The 22,139-nt window shown below is 71.0% G+C and carries 19 protein-coding genes; 10 read left to right on the top strand and 9 right to left on the bottom strand.

The genetic code is table 11. From position 1 onward, the window contains the following. Nucleotides 1-428 precede the first annotated feature (428 nt). From OG329_RS12075 to OG329_RS12055, 5 genes are read left to right on the top strand one after another with little or no spacing between them, the layout of a single operon-like run. Entirely contained in the window at nt 429-3,311 is a 2,883-nt protein-coding gene (locus OG329_RS12075) for a nitrate- and nitrite sensing domain-containing protein (protein ID WP_405801782.1), read from the top strand. Continuing rightward, nucleotides 3,308-3,790 (top strand): roadblock/LC7 domain-containing protein, encoded by a 483-nt coding sequence (locus OG329_RS12070; RefSeq protein WP_405794790.1) that lies wholly within the window; start codon nt 3,308-3,310, stop codon nt 3,788-3,790. The genes OG329_RS12075 and OG329_RS12070 overlap by 4 nt, the downstream gene beginning before the upstream one ends. After that, the gene (locus tag OG329_RS12065; RefSeq protein WP_405794789.1) at nt 3,787-4,260 is read left to right on the top strand and encodes a DUF742 domain-containing protein; all 474 of its coding nucleotides are present in this window, start codon (nt 3,787-3,789) and stop codon (nt 4,258-4,260) included. The genes OG329_RS12070 and OG329_RS12065 overlap by 4 nt, the downstream gene beginning before the upstream one ends. After that, nucleotides 4,241-4,951, top strand: coding sequence for a GTP-binding protein (locus OG329_RS12060; protein ID WP_405794787.1), 711 nt, complete (start codon nt 4,241-4,243; stop codon nt 4,949-4,951). The genes OG329_RS12065 and OG329_RS12060 overlap by 20 nt, the downstream gene beginning before the upstream one ends. A 52-nt stretch (nt 4,952-5,003) precedes the next feature. Continuing rightward, nucleotides 5,004-6,299 carry a styrene monooxygenase/indole monooxygenase family protein gene (locus OG329_RS12055; RefSeq protein WP_405794785.1) on the top strand — a complete coding sequence of 432 codons (1,296 nt, stop codon included), beginning with the start codon at nt 5,004-5,006 and terminating at the stop codon, nt 6,297-6,299. 81 nt (nt 6,300-6,380) lie between these two features. Here OG329_RS12055 and OG329_RS12050 read toward each other — a convergent pair whose 3' ends face one another. The 3 genes from OG329_RS12050 to OG329_RS12040 form a co-directional block, all read right to left on the bottom strand. After that, nucleotides 6,381-7,622, bottom strand: coding sequence for an NlpC/P60 family protein (locus OG329_RS12050; protein ID WP_405794784.1), 1,242 nt, complete (start codon nt 7,620-7,622; stop codon nt 6,381-6,383). A 181-nt stretch (nt 7,623-7,803) separates the two neighbouring features. Beyond that, nucleotides 7,804-10,362, bottom strand: coding sequence for a PQQ-binding-like beta-propeller repeat protein (locus OG329_RS12045; protein ID WP_405794782.1), 2,559 nt, complete (start codon nt 10,360-10,362; stop codon nt 7,804-7,806). A gap of 144 nt (nt 10,363-10,506) precedes the next feature. After that, complete coding sequence (locus OG329_RS12040) at nt 10,507-10,779, bottom strand: hypothetical protein (protein WP_405794780.1); 273 nt, start codon at nt 10,777-10,779, stop codon at nt 10,507-10,509. Nucleotides 10,780-11,038: 259 nt separating this feature from the next. Here OG329_RS12040 and OG329_RS12035 point away from each other — a divergent pair, with 259 nt between their 5' ends. Then, on the top strand, nt 11,039-11,527 hold the full coding sequence (locus OG329_RS12035; protein WP_405794778.1) for a hypothetical protein: 489 nt from the start codon (nt 11,039-11,041) through the stop codon (nt 11,525-11,527). Nucleotides 11,528-11,546: 19 nt separating this feature from the next. On the opposite strand, the gene OG329_RS12030 is transcribed toward OG329_RS12035, so the two are convergent. From OG329_RS12030 to OG329_RS12020, 3 genes are all read right to left on the bottom strand, one after another. Continuing rightward, on the bottom strand, nt 11,547-13,658 hold the full coding sequence (locus OG329_RS12030; protein ID WP_405794777.1) for a hypothetical protein: 2,112 nt from the start codon (nt 13,656-13,658) through the stop codon (nt 11,547-11,549). 577 nt (nt 13,659-14,235) lie between these two features. Next, nucleotides 14,236-14,769 (bottom strand): GNAT family N-acetyltransferase, encoded by a 534-nt coding sequence (locus OG329_RS12025; RefSeq protein WP_405794775.1) that lies wholly within the window; start codon nt 14,767-14,769, stop codon nt 14,236-14,238. After that, nucleotides 14,760-15,974 carry an XRE family transcriptional regulator gene (locus tag OG329_RS12020; protein ID WP_405794773.1) on the bottom strand — a complete coding sequence of 405 codons (1,215 nt, stop codon included), beginning with the start codon at nt 15,972-15,974 and terminating at the stop codon, nt 14,760-14,762. The genes OG329_RS12025 and OG329_RS12020 overlap by 10 nt, the downstream gene beginning before the upstream one ends. A gap of 235 nt (nt 15,975-16,209) precedes the next feature. On the opposite strand from OG329_RS12020, the gene OG329_RS12015 reads away from it, so the two are divergent. The 4 genes from OG329_RS12015 (at nt 16,210) to OG329_RS12000 (ending at nt 18,564) form a co-directional block, all read left to right on the top strand. After that, nucleotides 16,210-16,572: a DUF6415 family natural product biosynthesis protein gene (locus tag OG329_RS12015; protein ID WP_405794772.1), complete on the top strand. Its 363-nt coding sequence runs from the start codon at nt 16,210-16,212 to the stop codon at nt 16,570-16,572. Next, nucleotides 16,569-17,147 carry a hypothetical protein gene (locus OG329_RS12010; RefSeq protein WP_405794770.1) on the top strand — a complete coding sequence of 193 codons (579 nt, stop codon included), beginning with the start codon at nt 16,569-16,571 and terminating at the stop codon, nt 17,145-17,147. Before OG329_RS12015 ends, OG329_RS12010 begins: the two co-directional genes overlap by 4 nt. Continuing rightward, entirely contained in the window at nt 17,144-17,317 is a 174-nt protein-coding gene (locus tag OG329_RS12005) for a hypothetical protein (RefSeq protein ID WP_405794768.1), read from the top strand. Before OG329_RS12010 ends, OG329_RS12005 begins: the two co-directional genes overlap by 4 nt. A 467-nt stretch (nt 17,318-17,784) precedes the next feature. Continuing rightward, a complete protein-coding gene (locus OG329_RS12000) occupies nt 17,785-18,564 on the top strand; it encodes a phosphotransferase (protein ID WP_405794766.1) in 780 nt (259 codons plus the stop codon). A gap of 430 nt (nt 18,565-18,994) precedes the next feature. Here the strand turns inward: OG329_RS12000 and OG329_RS11995 are convergent, their stop codons facing one another. From OG329_RS11995 to OG329_RS11985, 3 genes are all read right to left on the bottom strand, one after another. Next, nucleotides 18,995-19,966 (bottom strand): diiron oxygenase, encoded by a 972-nt coding sequence (locus tag OG329_RS11995; protein ID WP_405794764.1) that lies wholly within the window; start codon nt 19,964-19,966, stop codon nt 18,995-18,997. Nucleotides 19,967-20,031: 65 nt separating this feature from the next. After that, the gene (locus tag OG329_RS11990) at nt 20,032-20,919 is read right to left on the bottom strand and encodes an alpha/beta fold hydrolase (RefSeq protein ID WP_405794762.1); all 888 of its coding nucleotides are present in this window, start codon (nt 20,917-20,919) and stop codon (nt 20,032-20,034) included. Nucleotides 20,920-21,025: 106 nt separating this feature from the next. Continuing rightward, the gene (locus tag OG329_RS11985; protein ID WP_405794761.1) at nt 21,026-22,108 is read right to left on the bottom strand and encodes an amidase; all 1,083 of its coding nucleotides are present in this window, start codon (nt 22,106-22,108) and stop codon (nt 21,026-21,028) included. Nucleotides 22,109-22,139 lie beyond the last annotated feature (31 nt).

The raw sequence follows: 22,139 nt of genomic DNA, 5'->3' as shown, positions 1-22,139 counted from the left end.
CTTCACCCGTGACCGTACGCCTCCGTACGCCTCCGTACGCGTCCGCACTCCTCTGTACGGAGGCGGGGCCGGGCGCGGATCCGGCGTGCTGCCGGCGGCCCACCTCCGTACTGCTTCCGAACCGCTTCCGAACCGCTTCCGGATCAGGCGGAATGATCAGTTCCGCGACGATGCGGCCGGGCATCCTGCCAAAGCTCACGCGTAAGTTCCAACCGCCCCACCGTGCACATCCATGACGCGCGCCCGCGCGAGTTGTTCGCCAACTCCTCCTTGATGTTCACTCGTTCAGGTGGCGGAGCGGCCGAAACGCGCCCCCTCCGAAAAACGCTGGAATGGTCGGAAGCCGTGCCAGGGGTGGAGGGGTTGTCCGGGTGTGACCGGACGTCACCTCTGCTTCATGGGCGGACGAGTCGAGAATGCGAGCACCGGTGCAGAAGAAGCGGCCTCGGGGCAAGGGCGGCACGCGCGGCGGGTCCCAGGGCTCGGCAGAGCCCCGTAAGGCCGGAACGACCGGTTCCGCCGATGCGCCGGAGGTTCCGGCCGGACGGCCCGTACGCGTACGCAGCCGGCTCGTCGCCGCGGTCGCCGTCGTCGGTGTCACCGTCGTGGCGGCCGGCCTCCCCGCCGTCCTGGCCGCCTCGGCCGAACTGAACGACGCCCAGCGCCTGGTCACCCTCGCCGAGCTGAACCGGCAGACGGCCGTCCTCGCCCACTCCCTCGCCGACGAGCGCGACGAAGTCGTCGTCCACATCGCCGGCGGCCGCGAGGAAAGCGACGAGACCAGCAGCGGTGACGACGGCGAGGACGGGGCGGACGGTGAGGACGGTGCGCCCGGCGGTGACCCCGCCACCCGCGTCGACCGGCAGATCGACGAGATCGACGAGGCCGCCTCCACCGGGCTGCGCAGGGACCTGTCCACCGTCCCGTCCATCCGCCGCACCGCCCTCACCGGCAAAGGCACCGCCCTTGAGGCGTACCAGGCGTACACGGACGTCATCGCCAAACTGCACGCCCTCAGCGACGAGGTCGCCGAGAACACGCCCCCCGAGGCCGCCGACGGCACCCGCGCCCCCGCCGCCCTCGGCCGCGCCGTCGAGCAGGCGTCGGCCACCCGTGGCCTGCTGCTGGCCGCGCTCGCCGTCCCGGAACCAGAGAGCACCGCGCCGCAGTACGACCCGGTCACCGGCCTCCCCGTCCAGAGCGACGACGGCGGGGCCGGCGGGGACGCCGCCGAGAGCGACCGCACGCGCGACGCGCTCAGCGCCGCCGCCCAGCAGGCACGCGTCCATGAACTGGCCTCCCTCGCCGACTTCGACCAGTCGGCGCGCGCCGAGGCGCGCGACTCCCTCGCCACGACCGTCACCGGGCCCGAGGTCACCACGGCCGAGAAGTATCTGACCCGCCTCACCGACAGCCCCGAACTCTCCGACAGCGACCGCGACTCCAACCAGGAGAAAGTCGAGGCGTCGCTGTCCAGCCGTATCGAGCAGATGCGCGGCGTCGAGTCCGGCATCGGCTCCAGCCAGCTCAAGCGACTGGAGCAGGTCCGCGACGAGGCGGTCACCTCGCTGGAGCTGGGCATCGCGCTCCTCGGCGGCCTGCTGATCGGATCGGTCGGGGTCTCCACCGCCATCGCCCGTACGCTCACCAGACCGCTCGCCGTCGTCCGTATCGGAGCGGCCCGGCTGGCCTCCGAGCCCGCGACCGAGGAGCCGGTCCGCTTCACCGGCCGCAACGACGAGTTCGGCCAGGTCGTACGGTCGCTGAACAGCCTGCACACCAAGTTCCTCGATGTGTCCGCCCGCGCCGAGAAGCTGAACAGCGACCGCACCGGACTGATCGGCGCCCGCCAGGCGATGGCCGACCAGCGCGCCGAACTCCAGCAGCGGACGACGGAGATCACCGCACAACTGGAAGCGCTGCGGGACACCGTCCACCACACCTTCGTCAGTCTCTCACTGCGCACGCTCGGCCTCCTGGAGCGCCAACTCGGCGTCATCGAGAGCCTGGAGGAGCGCGAGCAGGACCCGGACCGGCTCGGCGTCCTGTTCCGGATCGACCACATGGCCACGGTCATGCGCCGGCACAGCGAGAACCTGCTGGTGTTCGCCGGGCACGAGCACGGCGGGAGTTACGCGGGCCCCGTACCGCTCGTCGATGTCCTGCGCGCGGCGGTCAGCGAGATCGAGAAGTACGAGCGGGTCACCATCCAGTCGCTGCCGCCGCACGCCCAGTTGGCGGGCTTCGCCGCGGACGACATCAGCCATCTCGTCGCCGAACTCCTGGAGAACGCCACGTCGTTCTCGCCGCCCGACGCCCACGTCGAACTCTCCGGCTGGCTGCTGGAGAACGGCGACGCGATGCTCTCCGTGCAGGACCGGGGCATCGGCATGTCGGCGGCGCGGATCGCGGAACTGAACGAACGGCTCGCGGACGCGCAGCCGCGGTCGCAGTCGGTCAAGCCCGCTGTCACCGAGGGCGAAGGCGACGGGCTCGGTCTGCGCCTCGCCGCGCTGCTGGCCGCGCGCCACGGCGTCGAGATCACCCTGCGCGAGCACCAGCAGGGCGGGATCGCGGCGGTCGTCGTACTGCCGAAGGCCCTGCTGCCGACGATCCCGCCCTTCGCGGCCCCGCACCGGGCGACAGCGATGGGCGCGGCACCGATGCTGTCCCTGCCGGGGTCGGTGGCGGAGGCCAACTCCAATGTGCTGATGGGCCGTTCGGGCCGGGACCCGCTGGTGGCGCGGGACGGGGCGGCGCGGGACGAGGCGGTGCAGGAGGGCGCGCCCGCCGACGACCCGTACGCCATCGGGCCCGACAGACACGAACGGGTCGCGGACACCCCGACTGTCTCAGTCCCCGAGACGGACGAGACCGATCGGGCGGACGGGACAGGCGGGACGTACGAGACAGATCGGCACCCCGAGCCGTCAACCGCCACGTCAACCGCCACGTCAACCGAGACGTCAACCGAGCCGGTCAACGCCCCCGTCAACGACACCGTCACACCGGCCGTCACCGACAAGGGACTTCCCAAGCGTGTCCCGAAAGCAGTCAAGCCCGCCTCCACGACGGCCGATCGGACCGGTAGCGTCGACGCGGACGCGCTGCGCCGCAGGCTCGGTGGCTTTCACCGGGGAGCCAAGGCCGGCAAGCGCGACGCCGACGCCGAGCTCTTGGAGCAGACCGAAGTGCAGAATCAGAACAGTTCAGTACCACGGCAGTCAGTACCACGGCAGATGGAAGCGGCGGAGGGGACCGGCGCACGTACGGACGAGACGGGGGAAACTGTCGAGGAGGCACGCAGTTGACGGCGACCGGAACATTCGGACTGAGTAGCGAAGCCCGCAATCTCCACTGGCTGTTGACGAATCTCGTGGACGAGGTGCGCGGAGCACGCTCCGTCGCGGTGGTGTCGTCCGACGGGCTCCTTCTGCTCTCCTCGGATCCCGCACAGCACGACGCGGCGGACAGCGCGGGCGGGACCGAGGGCCCGCGCGGCTCCAGTGCCGACCTCGCGACCATCATCTCCGGCATCAGCAGTCTCACTCTCGGCGCGGCCGAGTTGATGGACGGTGGGGGCGTCAAACACACCATGGTGGCCATGGAGGAGGGCAGCGTCTTCGTCATGTCGATCAGCGACGGTTCGCTGCTCGGTCTGCACGCCGGCGCCGACTGCGACATGCACGTCGTGGCGTACCACATGGCGATGTTCGTCGGCCGCGCCGGGCACGTACTCACCCCCGAACTCCGTGGCGAGCTGCGCAAGTCGTTGGAGAGCGCCCGATGACATCCGCGGCGGCCGGAGCCGGAGCCGGAGCCGGACCCCGACCCGGCCCCGGGGCCCGATCCGCCCGCGGACTTCCCACGCGCGGCACGGATCGCCGGATCGCGCGGGTGCGTCCGTACGCCCTGACGGGTGGCAGGACGCGCTTCGGGCATGTGCTGCTGGTCGAGACGTTCGTCGCCGCGCTCGAAGCGCCGCCGGAGCGCAAGGAGTTGACGAGCGGCAGGGGTGCGGGCGACGGCGTCGTGTCGCGCGTCATGCCGGAGATGCGCGCCATCGTCGAGCTGTGCGGACGGATGCGGACCGTCGCCGAGATCTCGGCACTGCTCAAGATTCCGCTGGGGGTCGTCCGGGTGCTGCTCAGCGATCTGGCCGACCAGGGAAAGATCCGTGTGCACGGGACCGGCCACGGCAGTGACCATCCGGACCGGGCGCTGCTGGAAAGGGTGCTGGGTGGACTTCACCGGCTCTGACACGTCCGGCGTGCCGGACGTGTCCAAGGCGTCCGGCCGGTCCGACGCGCCCGTCACGCCCGTCAGGCCCGTCACGTCCGTTAGACCCGTCACGTCCGACGCGTCCGAAGAGGCGTTGCGCGACTGGCAGTTGGACAGCTTCCGAGCGCCCATAGCGACCAAGATCGTGGTCGCGGGCGGCTTCGGCGTCGGCAAGACGACCTTCGTCGGATCGGTCTCCGAGGTCAGACCGCTGCGCACCGAGGCCGTGATGACGCGGGCCAGCGAGGGGACCGACGATCTCGCAGCCACCCCCGAGAAGACCACCACGACCGTCGTGATGGACTTCGGCCGGCTCACGCTGGATGACGATCTCGTGCTGTACGTCTTCGGCACCCCGGGCCAGCAGCGTTTCTGGTTCATGTGGGACGACCTGGTGCGCGGCGCGATCGGCGCCGTCGTCCTGGCCGACACCCGCCGGCTCGCCGACTGCTTCCCGGCGCTCGACTACTTCGAGAGCTGCGGTCTGCCGTACGTGGTGGCCGTCAACCACTTCGAGGGTACGGAGTCGTTCGAGGTCCAGGACGTACGGGAGGCGCTGACGGTTCCGGCGCACGTACCCGTAATGATCATGGACGCGCGTAAACGGATCACGGTCGTCGAATCGCTGCTGGCCCTGGTGGGCCACGCCCTCGAAGCCGTACACGAATAGCCCCGCAGCGGGCAGCGACAACAAGCAGGCAGCAACAAACGGAGACCCCGCCATGCGGAAGATACTCGTCGTCGGCGCCGGCCAGTCCGGCCTCCAGCTCGCCCTCGGACTCCAGGCGTACGGGTACGAGATCACTCTGATGTCCAACCGCACCGCGGACGAGATCCGCTCCGGCCGGGTCATGTCCACGCAAGTCATGTTTCACACCGCCCTCCAGCACGAACGTGACCTCCAGCTCGGCTTCTGGGAGTCCCAGGCCCCGCGTGTCGAGGGCCTGGGCGTCTCGGTCGCCGCGCCCGGCTCCGCCCGCGTGGCCGACTGGGTGGGCAGGCTGGACGGGATCGCGCAGTCCGTCGACCAGCGGGTCAAGATGTCCGGCTGGATGGAGACGTTCGCGCAGCGCGGCGGCCAACTCGTCATCCACGGTGCGGCCGTGTCCGATCTCGACTACTTCTCGCGCGCGTACGACCTCGTCCTCGTCTCGGCCGGCAAGGGCGAACTGGTCGCCATGTTCGGCAGGGACGCCGCCCGTTCGCCGTACGGCACCCCGCAGCGGGCGCTGTCCGTCGCGTACGTCCACGGGCTCGGCCCGCGCCCCGAACACCCGGACCTCGAGGCCATCCGCTGCAATCTCGTGCCCGGTGTCGGCGAGCTGTTCGTGATGCCGACGCTGACCGTCACCGGCCGCGCGGACATCCTCTTCTGGGAAGGCGTACCGGGCGGGCCGCTCGACGTCTTCCAGGGCATAAAGGACCCGGCGGACCATCTGACGCTGACGCTGGAACTGATGGAGCGCTACACGCCCTGGGAGTACTCCCGCGCGACGAAGGTCGAACTGACCGACGCGAACGCCACGTTGGCCGGCCGTTACACACCCACGGTCCGGCACCCGGTCGGACGACTGCCGGGCGGCGGGCTCGTCCTCGGGGTGGCCGACGTCGTCGTCGCGAACGACCCCGTCACCGGCCAGGGCTCCAACTCGGCGTCCAAGTGCGCAGCTTCGTATCTGGAGTCGATCGTGTCGCACGGCGACCGGGAGTTCGACGAGGCGTGGATGCGGGCGACGTTCGACCGGCACTGGGAGAGCGCGCGGCACACCACGAAGTGGACGAACGCGATGCTGGCGCCGCCGCCGGCGCACGTGCTGGACATGTTCGAGGCGGCGAACCAACTCCAGCCGGTCGCCGACCGGTTCGCGAACGGCTTCAACGACCCGTCGGACTTCGAGAACTTCCTCTACGACCCGGACAGGACGAAGGCGTATCTGACGGCGGTGGCGGAGGACACACCCGGCGGCCATCAGGGCGCTCGCGGGACGGGCCGCACATGCGGCCCGTCCGGCGATTGAGGACAGGCGCGGCCCAAGTGCCGCGCAACCCGGCCGACGCTCCCCGCCGGCCGACACTCCCCGGCCACGGCACCAGCGGCCCTACCGCCCGCTCCGCGAGTTGTTGCCGGTGTCGTCGCCCTCCGTGGCGCCCGGCGGGAGCTTGGGCGGCACGTACGACGCCGCGTCGAGCGGTGCGGCGCCCGGGTCCGGCCGTACGGCGCCGAGCAGCGGATTCGACGCGATGGGGGAGACCTTCACCCGTCCCCCCGGGCGCGGGGCGTGGACGACCTTCCCGTCGCCGAGGTACATCGCCACATGCGTGGCCTTCGGGAAGTACACCACCAGATCGCCGGGGCGCAGCTCGCTCAGCTCCACCCTCGGCAGCCCGGCCCACTGCTCCTGGCTCGTCCGGGGCACGCTCACCCCGGCGCGCGTCCAGGCCCGCGAGGTCAGCCCCGAGCAGTCGTACGACTCCGGGCCCTCCGCGCCCCACAGATACGGCTTGCCGATCTGGTCGACGGCGTACGTCAGCGCCTCGTCGCCCTCGGCGGAAGGCGCCCGGAGGCTCCGTTCGGCGCTCCCGCCGCCCCGGCCGAGGCTCGCGCCGGCGTCCGCCTCCGCCTCCGCGTCGGCCGCCTGGCCGAGCGCGCCGGAGGTGATCAGCTTCTCCTGCGCCTTGTCCGTGTCGGCGGCCTCGCGCTCGGCGATCGCGTCGATCTGCGCGGAGGTGAGCGACGCGAGCATCTTCTCGACGTCCGCCAGCTTCGTGCGGACCGTGTCACGCTGCTTCTTCTGCTTCGCGGCGAGCGCCTTCTGCTGGTCGAGTGCCTTCCGGGACTGCGCGGCGAGGGTGTCCGCGCGCCGCTCGCCGTTCGTCAGCCGCGCGACGGTCGACAACCGGTCGCTCTGCGCACGGTCCATCAGATGCTTCTGGTTCAGGGCGTGTTGGGGATCGTCTGAGAGCAACAACTGCACGTAGGAGGAGAGTTCCGAGGTGCCCTGGTACTGCTGCCGGGCCAGTTGCCCCGCCTGGGCGCGGCTGCGGACCAGTGCCGCGCGGGCGTCGGTGAGACCCGCGCCGACCGTCTTGGCCCTGGCCTGCTGCGCGGTCAGCTTCACCTCGGTGGCGTTGTACGCCTCGGTGGCCTCCTCGGCCTGCTGGTACAGCTTCCGCATCTCGGTGAGCAGTTCGGAGACGCTGCGCGGTGCGCCGTCGCTGACGGGCCCAGGACCGGGACCGGGCTCGGCGGCGGCCGGCGCGGCGCACGGTACCGCCGCCAGGACGGCGAGTGCCGCCGTACAGACGGACCGCAGGACCCTGCCTGACCCTGAACCTGACATGCCATCACCTCCGGTTGCGGGACGGCCTGTCCGACCCCAGGGTGATGATGCGGCGTCAATTGCCCAGCTCTCGTGTGCTTACCGCACAATTGGGCGATACGGCGGCATGCCGTCACCCCCGGCGGGCCGAAGTGACGGCCCCCGGCGTGGCGGCTTGCGGCTCACGGCTCTCACGTACGGGTCAGTCGACCGGCAGCGCGTAGAAGGTGCCGCCGCGCCGGATCACCGCCGTCTTCCCGGCCATCAGCGGCTGGTACGCGGGCGCCACCACGGCCGCGCCGTCGCCGTCGCCGTCTGCGTCGGCATCGGGGGACGGGGCGGGCCCGCCGGCGTTCTGGAACTTCCAGAGCCGCGTGCCGTCCTTCGCCCCGAACGCCGTCACCTGGAGCCCGTCGGCCGACAGCACCGTCCGGCCGCTCTCGCTGAGCGTGATGCGGGGGACACCGGTCCAGGCCGGACCCTCGGTCGTGCCCTGCCAGCGCTCCGCACCGGACTCCGGGTCGATCGCGTACACCTCCTGGTAGCGGTTGGCGATGTAGAGCGTGGAGCCGTGGAGCGTTCCGGTGCCGAAGGCGAACGAGTTCTGTCCCGACACCCTGGGCGCGCCCGGCCTGCGCCACAACTGCTTGGCGTCGGCGGTGTCGTACGCGTACAACTGGTCGGCCGCCGCTCCGAACAGCCGGCCCTTCGCGTCGCCCACCGAACCGCCCGTGGGCGGCACCGCGCCGAACGACTTCGACCAGCTCAGCTTGCCGTCGGCGCGGCTGAAGCAGTGGTAGACCGACTTGCCCTTGCCCGCCCTGACCTGCGCGGGCAGCAGCGACTTGGCGTCCTGGCGCACCACAATGTCCGCCTCACGTACGGCGATCAACTGGTACGCGGGAGTCAACGGCGCGCGGCCGTTGGAGATCGCGGAGCGCCACAGCTCCTTACGGGTCGTCAGATCGAAGGCGAAGAAATGGGTGCGGACCGTGGCCGTCTTCCCCGTACCGGTCTTGTGCGAGCCGGTGAACCAGACCTGGCCGTCACTGGCCCCGGCGACGCCGGCGACCGTCAGACCGGGCGCGTCGGCGATGCCGTCCGCGTAGTCGATCCGGTGCTCGACCGCGCCGGAGGCGGCCGAGATCCAGAGCAGGCCGGCCGTCCCCGCGACGAAGGCGAGGGAGCCGGAGGCGGGCTGTGCGGGGTGGAGGGCGGCGGCATCGGCGCTGCGCCAGAGCCGCTTTCCGGTGCGCGCGTCCACGCCGGTGGCGCCCGACTGCGTCGTCAGGACGAGGGTCCGGCCACCGATGACGGCGGCGCTCAGGATTTCGTCGGCCGCCACCTTCTGCTCGTACGCCCACAGGGCCTCGGGCGGCAGCCCGGTCAGGCCCTTGGGGGTGTCGTTGCCGGGCTTGCTGTCGGTGTCGTCGGCAGGCTCGTCGTCGGCGAGCGCGAGCACGCCGCCGCCGCCGATGACGAGCCCGGCGGCACCGGCGACGATGCCGGTGATGAGCGCGCGCCGCCCGAGGGGCCCCGCACCGGTGGGGGCGGCCGGGACCGGGGCGGGCGTCGGCCCCGGCGGCAGGGCGGGCGGTTCTGGCGGCCCCTGCGGAAAGGGCTGGGGCTGCTGGGACTGCTGCGGTACGGGGGCGGCGGCCGGCGGCAGGGGGAGCGCGGTCGGCTCGGGCCGGGCACGGGGCACCGAGAGTGCGGCGGTCGGCCGGTCGACGACACCGCTCTCGCTGCCGGACGCGGTCCGGGGACGGCCGATACGGGTGGTGCGGGTGTCGGGCTCGGCCGCGCCGGGAACGGCGTCCGTCACCCCACCCTCCGGACCGTCCAGAGGAGCGTGCAGGGCGTCAACTCGGGCGGCCTGTTCGGCGATTGAGGCGGACAGCGCGTCGGGCAGCCAACCGCCCGGCACGGCGGTCACCGCTGCCCCACCGTCCAGCGCCGGCGCCAGTTGCGCGGCGACGTCGGTGGCCGTCGGCCGCGCCCCCGGCTCCTTCGCCAGACAGCGCGCGACAATCGGCCGCAACTCCTCCGGCACACCGTCGAGTTCGGCCGCCCCGTGCGCGATACGTTCGGCCGCCGCGTCGGGCGGCCCTTCGGCGAGGGGCGTCGTGCCGGTGGCCGCGTACGCGAGCAGCAGCCCCAGCACGAAGATGTCGGACGGCGGCCCCGGCACCTCGCCGTCCAACTGCTCCGGGGTCAGATACCCCAGCCGTACGGACAGCCGCCCGCCCTCCGCGGCCTCCGCCGACGCCGCCGCGCCCAGCGCGCCGAAGGCGGTCAGACGCGGCCCGTCGGCGGCGAGCGTCACGGTGTCGGCGGTGAGCCCGTGCAGTACGGCTCCGGTCTCGTGCACCCGCGACAGCGTCTGTGCGAGCGTGGCGCCCAGCGTCCGTACGGCACGCTCGGGCAGCGGACCGGCGACGGCGATGGCCTCGCCGAGGGTGAGCGCGGGGACGTACTCGCTCGCGGTCCACAGGATGTCCGTCTCGGCCGCGTCCGTACGGAAGTCGAGCAGCGGCTGCACCCACCCGCCGGCCAGCCGTTCGGCGGTCCGTGCCTCGGCCTGGAAGCGCCGCTGGAAGGCGGGCAGCGCGGCGAGCGCCGGGCGGGCGACGACGACGACGGCGGTGGCGCCGTTCGCGCCGTACGCCAGATACCGCACGGCACTCGCCGACTCCCGGTACCGCGCCAGCACGGTGTAAGGGCCGACAAGGCGTGGGTCGTCGTGCTGTAGCGGTTCCATGACGCGAATGCCCCCTGGTGGCTCTGCCGGGAAGTCGTCTCCGGCCCGGTCGATCCTAGGCCCTGCAAATCGCGTCTGCCGCACCATATGTGACCGTGTGGTGGCCCGGATTTCGCGATCGGGCCGCGCGCTCCCTCCGACGTCTCAGCCGCGATCGGGCTTGGACCAGGGCCACTTGAGCGTGCGCCGCTCGCGCCCGCCGGGGACGTACTCGTACTTCCAGCCGCGTTGCAGCCCGAGCCGCTTGGTGTACCCGGCGGGCACACGCCGGTACGCGAACACGGTGGGCGCCCCGCCGCCCGCGTCCGGGACGGGCACCTCGTACCACTTCGGCGGCTGCCCGGTCGGCCCGGTCAGCACAGGCAGTACGCGACCGTCGAGCGGCCCACCGACAAAGACGGTCTCTTCGCTTCTCACGCCGCCAGTGTCGCGCAGCGCCCGGCCGGGGCGGACGCCGGTCACCCTCGCGGCGTACGACGCCGTCCCCGCCGTCCGGCCCCCGCCCCACCGCCGCGACCAGCGACTTAGCGCTCCGCGCTGCGCCGTTCGACGGAATCCGGCGCCTCGCGTCGGCGCGCCGCTTGACGGTGTGGCTGCCTTTCATGAGGGCGACGGCCCGGTTTTCCGAGCGGGTGACACACGCCCGCACCGTGCCAAGGAAGCGGAGATCCCCACCATGCGTGTTGCTCGCATCCTCGCCACCACCGCCCTGTCCTGCCTGGTTCTGGGCGCGGGTGCGACGACGGCCCAGGCCGGCGGCCAGCCGACCCTCACGGTCAGCCCGAGCCCGGCGACCCGCGGCTCCTCGGTCGCGATCTCCCTCAACGGCGGCTGCGAGGCCAACTCGGTGACGGCCTCGTCGGCGGCCTTCACGGGCTCGGTCACGCTGGCCTCGGGCTCGACGGAGGGCACCTACCGCGGCACGGCCACCATCCGCAGTGACGCCCGCGCGGGCTCCCACACGATCACGATCGCCTGCCCTGGCGGCGGCCCCTCCACCTTCACCTTCACGGTCGGCACGACAACCCCGACCAGGGGCACCCTGGGCGGACTTGGCGGCAGCATCACGGAGATGGACACCCCGAAGATCGCGACGGGCGCGGCCCTGGTGACGCTGGCGGCGGCGGGCACGACGCTGGTCCTGCGCCGCCGGGCGAAGAACTGAGCGAACGGCGGGGGCGCCGTCAGCTCCCTGCGACGGCCCCCCGGCTCCCCGCGCTCTGCAAGGCGGCGCGCAGCACCGCGTGCCGGAAGTGGTACGTGATCCCCTCCTCGCGGAGCACACCCGCGGTCTGAGCCGTGGTCATGAAGTCGCCGAACCGGAGCGGCAGTTGGTCGCGGACCAGGAACCAGGCGTGGGCGGCCCGGAACGCCGGCCACGCCGTGAACAGGCCGGGCCCGACCACGGCGCCGGCCGTGGTGGCCGCGACCAGGAACGCGCCCGGGGGTGTCCGGTCCAGATTCAGTGACCAGGCGATCCAGGTCACCAGCGCCGTCGCGAAGGCGAGGCAGAAGGCGACCACGGCCGTGGCCTTGCTGTCCCGGCGCAGCAGTTCAAGGGGCCGGGTGGCGTTCGCCGGGGCGACGTTCGCGTCCAGAGTGTGTACGCGGTCGAGTACGGTCCCCGCGGCGAATCCGCCGCAGAGCCCGGCGACGACCGACAGCGCCGTCCCCTGGCCGAGCAGCGCCCACAGGTCGGCCCAGCGCAGCGGAGCGAACAGCAGGCCCGTCAGGAGCTGAGCGGCCACCCCCGCAGCGGCCAGGACGGGCAGCAGCCGAACGACCCTGGACATAACAATCCTGCCGTTGACATCCGAGCGGAATCCGCCCGGTACGGCGGAGCGGTCCCGGTACTCCTCACCCCGGATGACCACGTAAGCCACCGCGAACGCGGCGCCGCACGCCGTCCCCCACAGCGCGCCCGCCAGGACCGCCGTCCCCGCCGCCCGCGAGAAGAGGGCGAGACCCGCCACCAGCGCGGTCAGCAACAGACCGTAGACCAGGGCGAGTTGCCACTGCGCGCGGCGGTACAGCGTCCACCACCGGATACCGCCGTCACCCGGGTGCTCAGCCAGGAAGCGCAGCAGCCGCAGTGCGCGGCGGGTCGTCCAGCGCTGCCCCGCACCCGGGCCGCTGTTCAGCGGGTCGAAGACAGCGGGGATCAGCGAGGCCAGCAGATGCCGCTCGATGTCCTGCGCGGTGGGGAATCGCGCCGGGTCCGCCAGCTCCGCCGGGACGGCGGTGCCACTGCCGTAGACCTGAAGACCGAGCCACTGCATGAGGGGCGTGGCGAAGACTTCCTTGGCCGCGGGCGCGCTCCCGGCGCGCATCGCCTCCAGCAGGGGGAGCCAGGCGGGCCGGTTGGGTGGGCTCGAGTCGGCCAGGAAGTCGGCGAGGTGCCGCGGCTCCAGTGGTCCCAGGCGAACCGCCACGGATCCCCGCAGGGCCCCGACCGTGGCCACCGCGTCACGGAACTGTTCCTCCCTGGAGGCGAGCGCGATCGACAGCCCCGCGCCCAGCGCCTGGTTGAGCGCCCGCAGCAACGCGGCCCGCTCAGACCCGGCCACCTCGTCGAAGCCGTCCAGGAACGGCACGACGGCGCCGTCCCGCAGCAAGGCGCGGGTGAGGTCCTGCGACTCGACTCCACTCTCCGGGCCGACGACGGCCGGGTACCGGTCGGCGATCTGCCCGATCAGCCACGGATAAAGCGGCCGGCGCGCGTCCCACCCGGCCAGGGACAACACCACGGGCACAGGTCCGTCGATGTCCGGCCCGCCGGTGGCCGACGCCAGGAGCTGCTCGGCCAGCAGATGAAGCGCGATGCTCTTACCGGAGCCGGCCGGTCCGACGACCACCGTCCGGGCGGGCCGGGGCCCCTGCCAGAGTTGTTGCCGAATGCGATCGACGCGGCGCGACCCCGGCGGGCCGTAGTCGGCCGTCACACCGTTGTCGGCGAACTCGGGCGCCGGCTCCCACGGAACGGCGATACAGGCCACCTCGACGCCGCGATCCCGCAGATCCCCTTGAAGGCGATCAAGCTCGGCCCTCCCGAGGGAGGCCAGCCACTGCTCACGCGTGGGAGGAGTCTGCGGCGGCTGCGGCCTGGACCGCCGCCACAACGCGTAGAGCCCTGGGAACAGCAGCCCGAGTGAACCGACGAAGGTGTCGGCGGGATCGGTGATGGACGCGGTGGCCCGCCAGGAGTGGATCAGGTAACTGCCCACGAGGAGACCCAAGATGATCGACGCGATCAGAGCGGTGGCGGATGTCCCGCGTAATCGTGCACCGTTGGCCATGCTCGGCAGTGTGCCGGACACGGCCCACCCGGCGCACACCCTCGTACGAAGGCTGAGCCCCGGCACCCGGGTGTCTCGGAAGGGCCCGACTCGAAGCCCCACGAAAGTCGGCAGGGCCGCAGCCACGAACACCACGCCGCCGCGCCCAGGGACGGCGAGCACGCGCTCGACTCTTCCTCGGAACACCCCCGCCTGCGCGGGAGAACACCGCCGCTCTGCCGGGGCCGCTGTGTCATGACTTCCTGGCCCGCTCCGGGCACCTGTACCTCGTCGGGAACGGGCGCACGAACCGCGCCGGAACAGTCGCAAGGAACGCCTACGGCGCGGTCCTCAACGAGCGCTCCGTACACCCGGCACCGGAGGCGGCCGAACCACTGGATGGCAACTCCCCGTCGTACGGGCTGGGGTGCGAGAACTCCGGTGCTGCCGGCGGGACTGGCCCGCGAAGCAGTACGACGTCGCCGTCCGCGTCCAGGCCGCGCGCTGCCGCCACCACGGATGGAGCCCGGACAGCGTGTGGGCACTCAAGGAAGCCATCCGGCGGAAGCCCGTCGACCCGCGCATCCCGGTGGACCCGTTATGCCCGATTACTTCGCTCGGGTTTGAGGAGCCTCAACATTACGGCGAATACGGGGGAATCTTCGTAGGGCTTGGACTCGTCAACTTTCTCGTATCCCCATGATTCATAGAGTGCCACCACTTTGGGATGTGAAAGGTCGACAAACAACGTCACCGCCTCTTCTGTCCTGCTTGCCAACAGGGCCTCGTGGAGTTTCAAAGAGGCGCCCGTCTTTCGCCATCGGGGTAGCACCATCAGTTCAGACAGTGCGAAGGCTCGATCCTCTGCGCCCAGGAACTCAGGTCGGTCCGAGCCCCTCCACCAGCCACCGGGGCTGAAAGGGGCTCCGTATAGGTAGCCCACTGGTTCACCCTCGTCAAAGCCGATGAGGCAGACCCAGCCGTCCCGGCTGCTCCAGCCATCAACGAATTCAGCGAAACGCTCTCTGGAATCAAAGGAACCTGTCGACCCCTCGTAGGCCGCATCGTGGATGTCCAGAAGCATCGTCCGGATACCCTTTGCATCCTGCTGTTCGTAGAACTTCACTTCCATTGCTGCGACCTTTCGAGCCATGAAGTAACGTCAGGCGCCCTGGACCCCGCCGAGGCAACCACAGTCCGCACCCTGCCGAGGGTGTCGATGGTGCGCTTCGATCCCGACCCGTCGAGTAGGCCGAGCGCGTCCTGGCTTGTGGCACACGCCAACTCCAACTCCCCCTGACGTGCTTGGGCCAGCGCGAGGTGCGCCGTGTACAGGGACACGTTGCGAACGAGTTCGGGACGAATCCCTGAGAGCGTTCGATGAAAGAAGTACTCGGCCTTCCCGAAATCACCCACACAGAACCAGATGCTGGCCGAGAGTCCGTCCAGCTCGCTCTGATCGTAGAAATCGATCCAGGCCGACCGCTTTTCATCGCCAGCTCTGCAAAAGGATCTCTCGGCGGCGGCGAGGGCTCGGAGGGCTTCACTACGCCGAAAACTCCGGGCCAACTCCTTTGCATTGCGCATATAGGCAAGAGAAGCGTACAAAGGATCACGACGGGCGATCCAATGCCCTTTCATGTTCTCGGCAGCAGCCAAACCTTCAACATGGTCTTCTCGTTGTCCGGCCGCCATCGCCAAGTGGTTCCAGACGTGGTATTGCGTCTCGGAGTCCCCGGATAAGCCGGCCAATGTGACCGCTCTGTCCAGGTGTCTCCGGGCGCGGGTGCGAACCTTGGCGTCAATAGCGGCGAAAGCGGCAGCGCTGATTACGTCGGAAGCAAGGGAGTAAAGCGCCTTTCGCACTCGGGTCGAGGCCGTTCCCGAGGAAAGGGTGGACTGGATGCGCATGGAAAGCTCGACAGCATCGTTCTCCACCTGCCTCGCGCCCCCGACTTTCCAGTCATCCTGGAGGATCCGCACATACTCATTGTGGAAACGGTATACGTCACTCATACCGAGTCGGGTGAGTGGCGGCGCGCTGGCTGGTGAAGGACCGCTGGCGGTAGTGTTGGACCGGCGCCGCGCTTGACCGGTCTCGCCCCGGCCGAACCCCAACTCGGTGGCCGATCGCCCCAGTACTTTCTCAAGGCAGAGACGTTGCCTCGCATGAGGCCACTGGGTGCCGCCGTCGAGGTACCGCCGCACATCCCGGTCCGTGAGGCGCCCTTCGCGGCCCGTCAGCGCTTCGTTCTCGGCATTGAGTCTGCGGGCTAACTCCGTCTGAGAGAGTCCCAGATCAGCCATGGCTGCGGCCAGTGCTTCGTTCTTCGCCACATCCGCAAGGTACCCCCGGCGCCTCGACTACGGCAGTCCGAAGGTAAAAATCACCGGGGTCACGTTCTCGCTAGCAGGGCATCTTCGCCTGGTCTACAGGCCAGTTCAGAGATGGACTTCCTCCTGAGCCCCCACCGTACGGGTGGAATGCCCGCTCGGGCTTGGCCGGGCTCACACCCCGCAGCCCCCTGGAGAAGCCCGTGAGTGACCGCAGTCAGGACGAGGTGCAACCCCAGTGACCGGCACCCTTCACGACATCGCGGGCGAGGCCGTCGAACTGCTCGCGCTCCCCCCGCTGGACATCGCCACGATGCGCGAGGCCGTGCAGCGACTCCTCGGCCCGGCGGCCGACCTGCCCGGCGAGAGCGAGGTCGACACGCTCATCCTCCAGTTGCGCGGGCACCTGAACCTGCTGATCCCCGAGCTTGAGCAGCAGGGCGGCAGCGGCGACCCGCTCGCAGCGGCTGGGATCGGTGAGGCCCACCGCCGGTTGTCGGGCGGTCCGAGCGCGCTTGGCCCGATGCGGCACGCCATACTCCTGGCCCGCTCCGTTGTGGTGTTGTGCGCGCATTGGGAGCGTCTGGCGGTGTCGCCGTGACACGGCCCGTTGCCCCGTGGCTTCCCCCGGCACGGAGCGGTGTCCAGTTGACGGCCGCCGGGAAGTCGTGGGACGCGGTGCGTGTCCCGGCCCGGTACGCACGCGGGATGCTCGACCGGCTCGGCGGCACCAGTGGTGCCGTCATCGAGGACCTGTCCAGCCAGTGCCGGTACTGGCTGGTGCGGCCCGGAACGGCGGACGAGTGGAGACTGTCTCCGATGTACGTCTCGATCCTCGGAGAGAACGCGTACGTCGCCGTCCCGCCCATCACCCGCACCAAGGGCCACCGCCTGCAATGGGCGGTACCGCCCACGCCCACCCGCTACCTCACGCCCGCCGGCGCGCTGTACGACGCACTCGACACCGAGATCCAAGCGGTCAGCGGCCCCCGCACCCCGCCGGCGCCAGTCGCCCTGTACCGGGGCGACCCCATCACCCCGACACCGGACGAGGCGGCCCTGCACGCGCTCATGGACCACACGGACAACTGCCCCCCGTGCCGTGCCCGCACGGACGGCGGATACTGCCCGACCGCCGCCGAGCTGGTGCGCGCCGAGAGGGAAGCACGACGATGACGATGCTGGGATCCGGGACAACGCTCGGCCTCAAGCCGTTGTGCTGGGCGCTGAAGCCGAGGACGCAAATCCGATGTGTGCGGATCGGCCCCGACCATGACGGCGACCACACCAACACCTACCGCGACGGCGGCGTCTCCTGGCCACAGGTGTCTGGGGAGAAGCGGTGACCGAACAGCGCGGCTGCCTGTGCACGTTGGCCACACCGTCCTGCTTCGGATTCCTCGCCGTGATCGGGCTCCTTCTTGGCGCGTGCGCGCTGTACGACCTGACGTTCTGAGACCCCCTCGCCCGTGGTTGCGGCGGCGCGCCACGAGCGAGGGGCTGAACCGCCCCGTCCAGTGTCCACCTCCGTTCGCCGACCGGGGCGCTCCTCTCGGCTCGTGCGCGTATCCGAGCCGAGAGGAGTACCAAGACCCCCGCCTGGCCGGACGTACCCCGGCCAGAGCGGTGACCGAAAGCAAGTACGCCTACGGAAGGGACACCTGATGGGGCACACACTGAGCGCATGCGACCACGAATGGACCGAGTGGAGCGGCAAGTCCCGCTGCCGTAAGTGCGGCGAAACGCAGCAGTAGCCGAGTGGGAGGGGCGTCGGTATCCCCGGCATCTCTTCCTTGGGTTAGGGAGGGGACACATGATCGAGCGTGTGGAGTGGGAACAGCTACCCGCCGGCCTCCGGGTATCTGTGGAAGTACGGACGGGCGCCGTGGTCGCGGCGGAGCTGGTGCCTCAAGGGCTCAACTGCACGGTCGCGTTGGCACTGACCACACAGCGCGGGCCGCTTTTTTTCAAGGGCGTCCGCGAGGACGACGCCGAAGGCGTCGCCGCGCTCCGCTGGGAGGAACAGCTCAACCCCACAGTCAGGGGCGTCAGCCCCACCATCCGCCACACCTTCCGCTCGGACGGCTGGTACTGCGCGGCGTTCGACTACCTCGAGGGCAGGAACGCAGACCTCGGACCGGGCTCCGCAGACTTGGAAGCCGTGGCGCTCACCCTCCAACGCATGCACCAACTCCGCCTGCCCGACCTCACGATCCCGCCCCTCGCCGACCGGTTCAGCGGGCATCTGCTGCCGGGAGAGGAGCGGGCACTGGCCGGTGGACACCTCCTGCACACGGATACCAACCCGCACAACATCATGATCAGTGGCGGTAACGCCTACGTAGTCGACTGGGCCATGCCCGCAGTCGGCCCGGCCTGGGTCGACGCGGCATACACCGCGGTCCGCCTCATGGAGTACGGCCAGTCTCCGGCCGCGGCGCTGGCGTGGCTGAACACGATCCCCAGTTGGCGCCGCGCGGACCCGAAAGCTGTCGCGGCATTCACCTCCGCCACCTGCCGACGGTGGACAGCCACCGTCGGCGAGAAAGGCGCGGCTGCCAGCAACACCCGGATTCAACACCTCACAGCCTGAAAGGGCCGCCAAACGGTGCCCTGGCTCCGGAACACCCCCCTCTGCGCGGGGAGAACCGCCGGACCCTCGGCGTCGACCAGGGCGAGGACGGAACACCCCCGCCTGCGCGGGAACAACCCTTCGGGACCTGCAGTTTTCGGAGGGCTTTGCCCTCTCTTGGGATAGCCGCCAGCCGACACCGCATCAGTCTGGCAGCTCCCCGGCCAGTTCAGGGCACCGCCCCATCATCGCCCGGCCGGTCGGCGACCCCGTCGCCACCTCGCGGCGGTGTCAATTCCCGCCCGGTTGGTGGGTGTTCGGGCCGGCGTCGCCACGCCGACGACAGGTCGCCCCCGAACTCGGCACCCGTGTCGTGGCTCCGCGCCTCGCGGCGGCGGGCGGTGTGGCAGCATCCGCAGGACCGGCCCGTCCCCGCCGCCCGGCCCCCGCCTCACGCCAGCAACCCCGACGCCTTCCACAACCGGCGCCCCGTCCCCCGTAGCACCCCGATGTCGTCCAGGAAGTCCGTCAGGCGTTTCGCGCCCGACTGCATCACCTCTCGGCGGTGGGGGCTCGTGCGGACCTGGGCCAGGGCCTCGTGGCGGTTCAGGCCCACGTTGTCGTAGACCTGGGGGTTGATGAAGCAGACCGAGAAGACGCGTGCCGCCTCGCCCGCCGTGAGGCGGGTCAACTCCCGTTCCCAGCGCGGGGACGTGACCATCTGGCGGCGCAGTTCCTCGCGGGCGTAGCGGACATGGCGGGCCTCCTCCACCACGTGGATGCGTGTCACGCCGCGGACCAGTGTCTGGACGCGCTCGTCCGGGAACGTCAGGCGCTGCATCCAGTCCAGGATCTCCTCGCCCAGGAGCGTCGCGGCGAACGAGCCCGGGGTTGTGGAGACCGTCTTCAGCAGGCGTGCGACGTTGTGGTAGACGCGAGGGACGGGGTACGCGGGGGCGCCGCCCTTCTCGATCATCCGGGCGAACATCATCGAGTGCCGGCACTCGTCCGCGATCTCGGTCAGCGCGTAGCGGACGTGGTTGCTGGTCACCGACTTGTCGTAGATGTGCCTGACCAGGAGTTGCATCAGGATGATCTCGAACCAGATGCCGAGCGAGGCGAGCGACGCGGCCTCGTGGCGTGCCAGGTCCATCCGCCGGTCCTCGGACATCTTGTGCCACAGCGGGGTGTCGTAGAGGGAGACGAGCTCCGGCGGCCAATACCACTTGCCGTCCTCCGCCGGGGCCTCCCAGTCGAGGTCCCTGTCCGGGTCGAAGGAGTGCTTCGCCGAGGCTTCGAGCAGGCGTTGTGCGACCTGTTCGCGGTCCCGCAGCGGGCCCAACGCGTCGCGCAGGAGCTGGATCCCGCGGCCGCTGTCGTCGTCGCGCGTGTGCGTTGCCGTCGTTGCCGTCGTTGCTGTCATGGCTGAGGCACCTCATGACTGGGTTACCGGGGGTACGGTTCTCGTCCCAGCTATAAGACTTCCTGTCAGTAGCTCTCGTCAATCCCTCCGCACAACCGGCCGAATTCCAGCACGCACTCCGCCACCGACTCCGGCTCCTCCAGCAGCATCGCGTGCGTCGCGTCCATGTCCCGGGTGGCGGCGGTCGGGCGCTCGTTCACCAGCGCGGCCAACTCCTCGTCCATCCGCCGCGCGTGAGTCTCGATCAGCTTGTCGAACCACTCCATCCCCGGCATCGGCGGCTGCGGCCTGCGCGCCCTGACCACCAGCAGCGGGCACGCCAGTCGGCGCATCTCCGCGAACAGCTCCAACGCGTCCAACGCGTCCAGCATCTCCAGCGAACGCTCGCGTTCCGGGAGCGTCTGCCAGCGGCCGTAGGGGAGTTGGTGTACGGCGGCCCGCGCCGCCGCCTCCGCGCGTGCGTACGGGATGCCGAACTGGCCCGCGTACGCCGCCTGTTGCTCGATGAACTCGGGTGGCGCCACCTGGCCGGCCGTCGCCCGCGTCATCTCGCCCAGGCGTACGACGCTCTCGCGCTCCTCACCCGCGTACTCCTGCGGCGAGCCCCACCACAGGCCGTCGAGGTTCACCACGCCCGGCGTTGCTCCGGGGTGCTCGGCCGCGTACCGCACGGCGATCATCCCGCCCAGCGAGTGACCGACCAGGATCGCGTCCGGGGCGTCGTGCGCGCGCAGCGCGGCCTCGACGGCGGCGGTCGTGGCATCGAACGACCAGGGTTCGTCGCCGCTCGGATCGCTGGAGCGGCCGTGCGCCGGGAGGTCGGCCGCGAGCACGCGGTGGTACGGGGTGAGGAGCGGGGCCACGGCGTCCCAGTCGGCGAGCGAACGCCCCGCGCCGTGCAGAAGAAGCAAGGGCGGCCCGTCGCCGCCGTGGTCATGAATGTGAAGTGGCATGGCTCAACGGTAGGGGCGCTGCGGAGCTTCAAGATCATCCGGCAGGAGGAAGGAATCGGGGCCCCCGGCGGTACATAATGGATGAGGGGCAGGGGCCCGAAGGTCTTCAGGGGCGCATGACAGGCAGGGCCTCCTCGGCCGCACTCGCGATGTCGAGCAGCGAGACGTCCGCACCGCGCGCCGCCACCAGTTGGAGTCCCACCGGGCAGCCGTCCGGTGTGAAACCGGCGGGCAGGCTCGCCGCTGGATGGCCGCTCAGGTTGAACGCCCAGGTCAGCGCCGTCGAGTAGACGTCGACGCCCGGACCCTCGTGGCCGTGCGGGCGGTTCGGCGTCACGGGGGTGAGCAGCAGCGGCGTACGCGCGAAGTACGCGTCGAGTCGCCGGTCGTTCTCCTCCCGTACGGCCCCTACGTCCAGGCCCGCGCCGCCCCGTGCCGCCAGCCACGCCTCGCGCGGGTCGAGCAGTGAGAGCGGGGAACCGGCGCCTGCGGCCGGCCGTACGACCCCCGCCGCCACCAACCGGTCCACCGCCCCCCGTACCACCGCCTCCACCGCCGGATCCGTCCGCGCGAAGCCGAGATCCGGCGAGTACGTCGCCGGCACCGGTGCCCGCACGCGGGGGCCCTCCTCGTAACCGTCCAGCACGCACCGCAGATATGCCCGCGCGTCCGCCACCCGCCGCGTCAGCACCCCCGCCGTCGCCAGCCCCGTGCGGTCCGGCGACGGCAGCAGCCCCCTCGTCGTCTTCAGGCCGAACACCCCGCACCACGCCGCCGGAATCCGCACCGACCCCGCCCCGTCGCTTCCCGTCGCCAGCGGCACCAGGCCGGCGGCGACCGCCACCGCCGAGCCCGCCGACGAACCGCCGGGCGTGCGGTCGGCACGGTAGGGATTGACCGTACGGCCGTGGGCGCCCCGGCCCCAGGTCTGCCAGTACGTCTCCGGCCCCGGCACCGCCGTCGAACCGACCGGCACCGCCCCGGCCGCGATCAGCCGCCGCGCCGCGTACGAGCGGATGCCCGTCGGGCCCTTCACCGCGAACGGCAGCCCCGCTAGCGGCAGTTGACGGTCGACCGCGTGCGCCCGCTCGAGCGCCCGCGCGTGCCACACCTCGATGAACGCGCACAGCTCCGGGTCGCGCCGGTCGATCCGCTCCAGCGCCTCGCCCACCGTCCACCAGCCTGTCACTCCGACGCCCTTCCCCGGTTGCGGCCTTCCG

Source organism: Streptomyces sp. NBC_01506, from assembly GCF_045040295.1.
GTDB lineage: Bacteria > Actinomycetota > Actinomycetes > Streptomycetales > Streptomycetaceae > Streptomyces.
The sequence above is the reverse complement of the archived record's forward strand: the minus strand, read 5'-3'. Positions and strand labels throughout refer to the sequence as shown.

Coding starts and splice junctions, on each gene's coding strand:
- OG329_RS12065 (WP_405794789.1), top strand. CDS start 3,787: ATGACATCCGCGGCGGCCGGAGCCGGAGCCGGAGCCGGACCCCGACCC.
- OG329_RS12055 (WP_405794785.1), top strand. CDS start 5,004: ATGCGGAAGATACTCGTCGTCGGCGCCGGCCAGTCCGGCCTCCAGCTC.
- OG329_RS12050 (WP_405794784.1), bottom strand. CDS start 7,622: ATGTCAGGTTCAGGGTCAGGCAGGGTCCTGCGGTCCGTCTGTACGGCG.
- OG329_RS12045 (WP_405794782.1), bottom strand. CDS start 10,362: ATGGAACCGCTACAGCACGACGACCCACGCCTTGTCGGCCCTTACACC.
- OG329_RS12035 (WP_405794778.1), top strand. CDS start 11,039: ATGCGTGTTGCTCGCATCCTCGCCACCACCGCCCTGTCCTGCCTGGTT.
- OG329_RS12030 (WP_405794777.1), bottom strand. CDS start 13,658: ATGGCCAACGGTGCACGATTACGCGGGACATCCGCCACCGCTCTGATC.
- OG329_RS12025 (WP_405794775.1), bottom strand. CDS start 14,769: ATGGAAGTGAAGTTCTACGAACAGCAGGATGCAAAGGGTATCCGGACG.
- OG329_RS12005 (WP_405794768.1), top strand. CDS start 17,144: ATGACGATGCTGGGATCCGGGACAACGCTCGGCCTCAAGCCGTTGTGC.
- OG329_RS12000 (WP_405794766.1), top strand. CDS start 17,785: ATGATCGAGCGTGTGGAGTGGGAACAGCTACCCGCCGGCCTCCGGGTA.
- OG329_RS11995 (WP_405794764.1), bottom strand. CDS start 19,966: ATGACAGCAACGACGGCAACGACGGCAACGCACACGCGCGACGACGAC.
- OG329_RS11990 (WP_405794762.1), bottom strand. CDS start 20,919: ATGCCACTTCACATTCATGACCACGGCGGCGACGGGCCGCCCTTGCTT.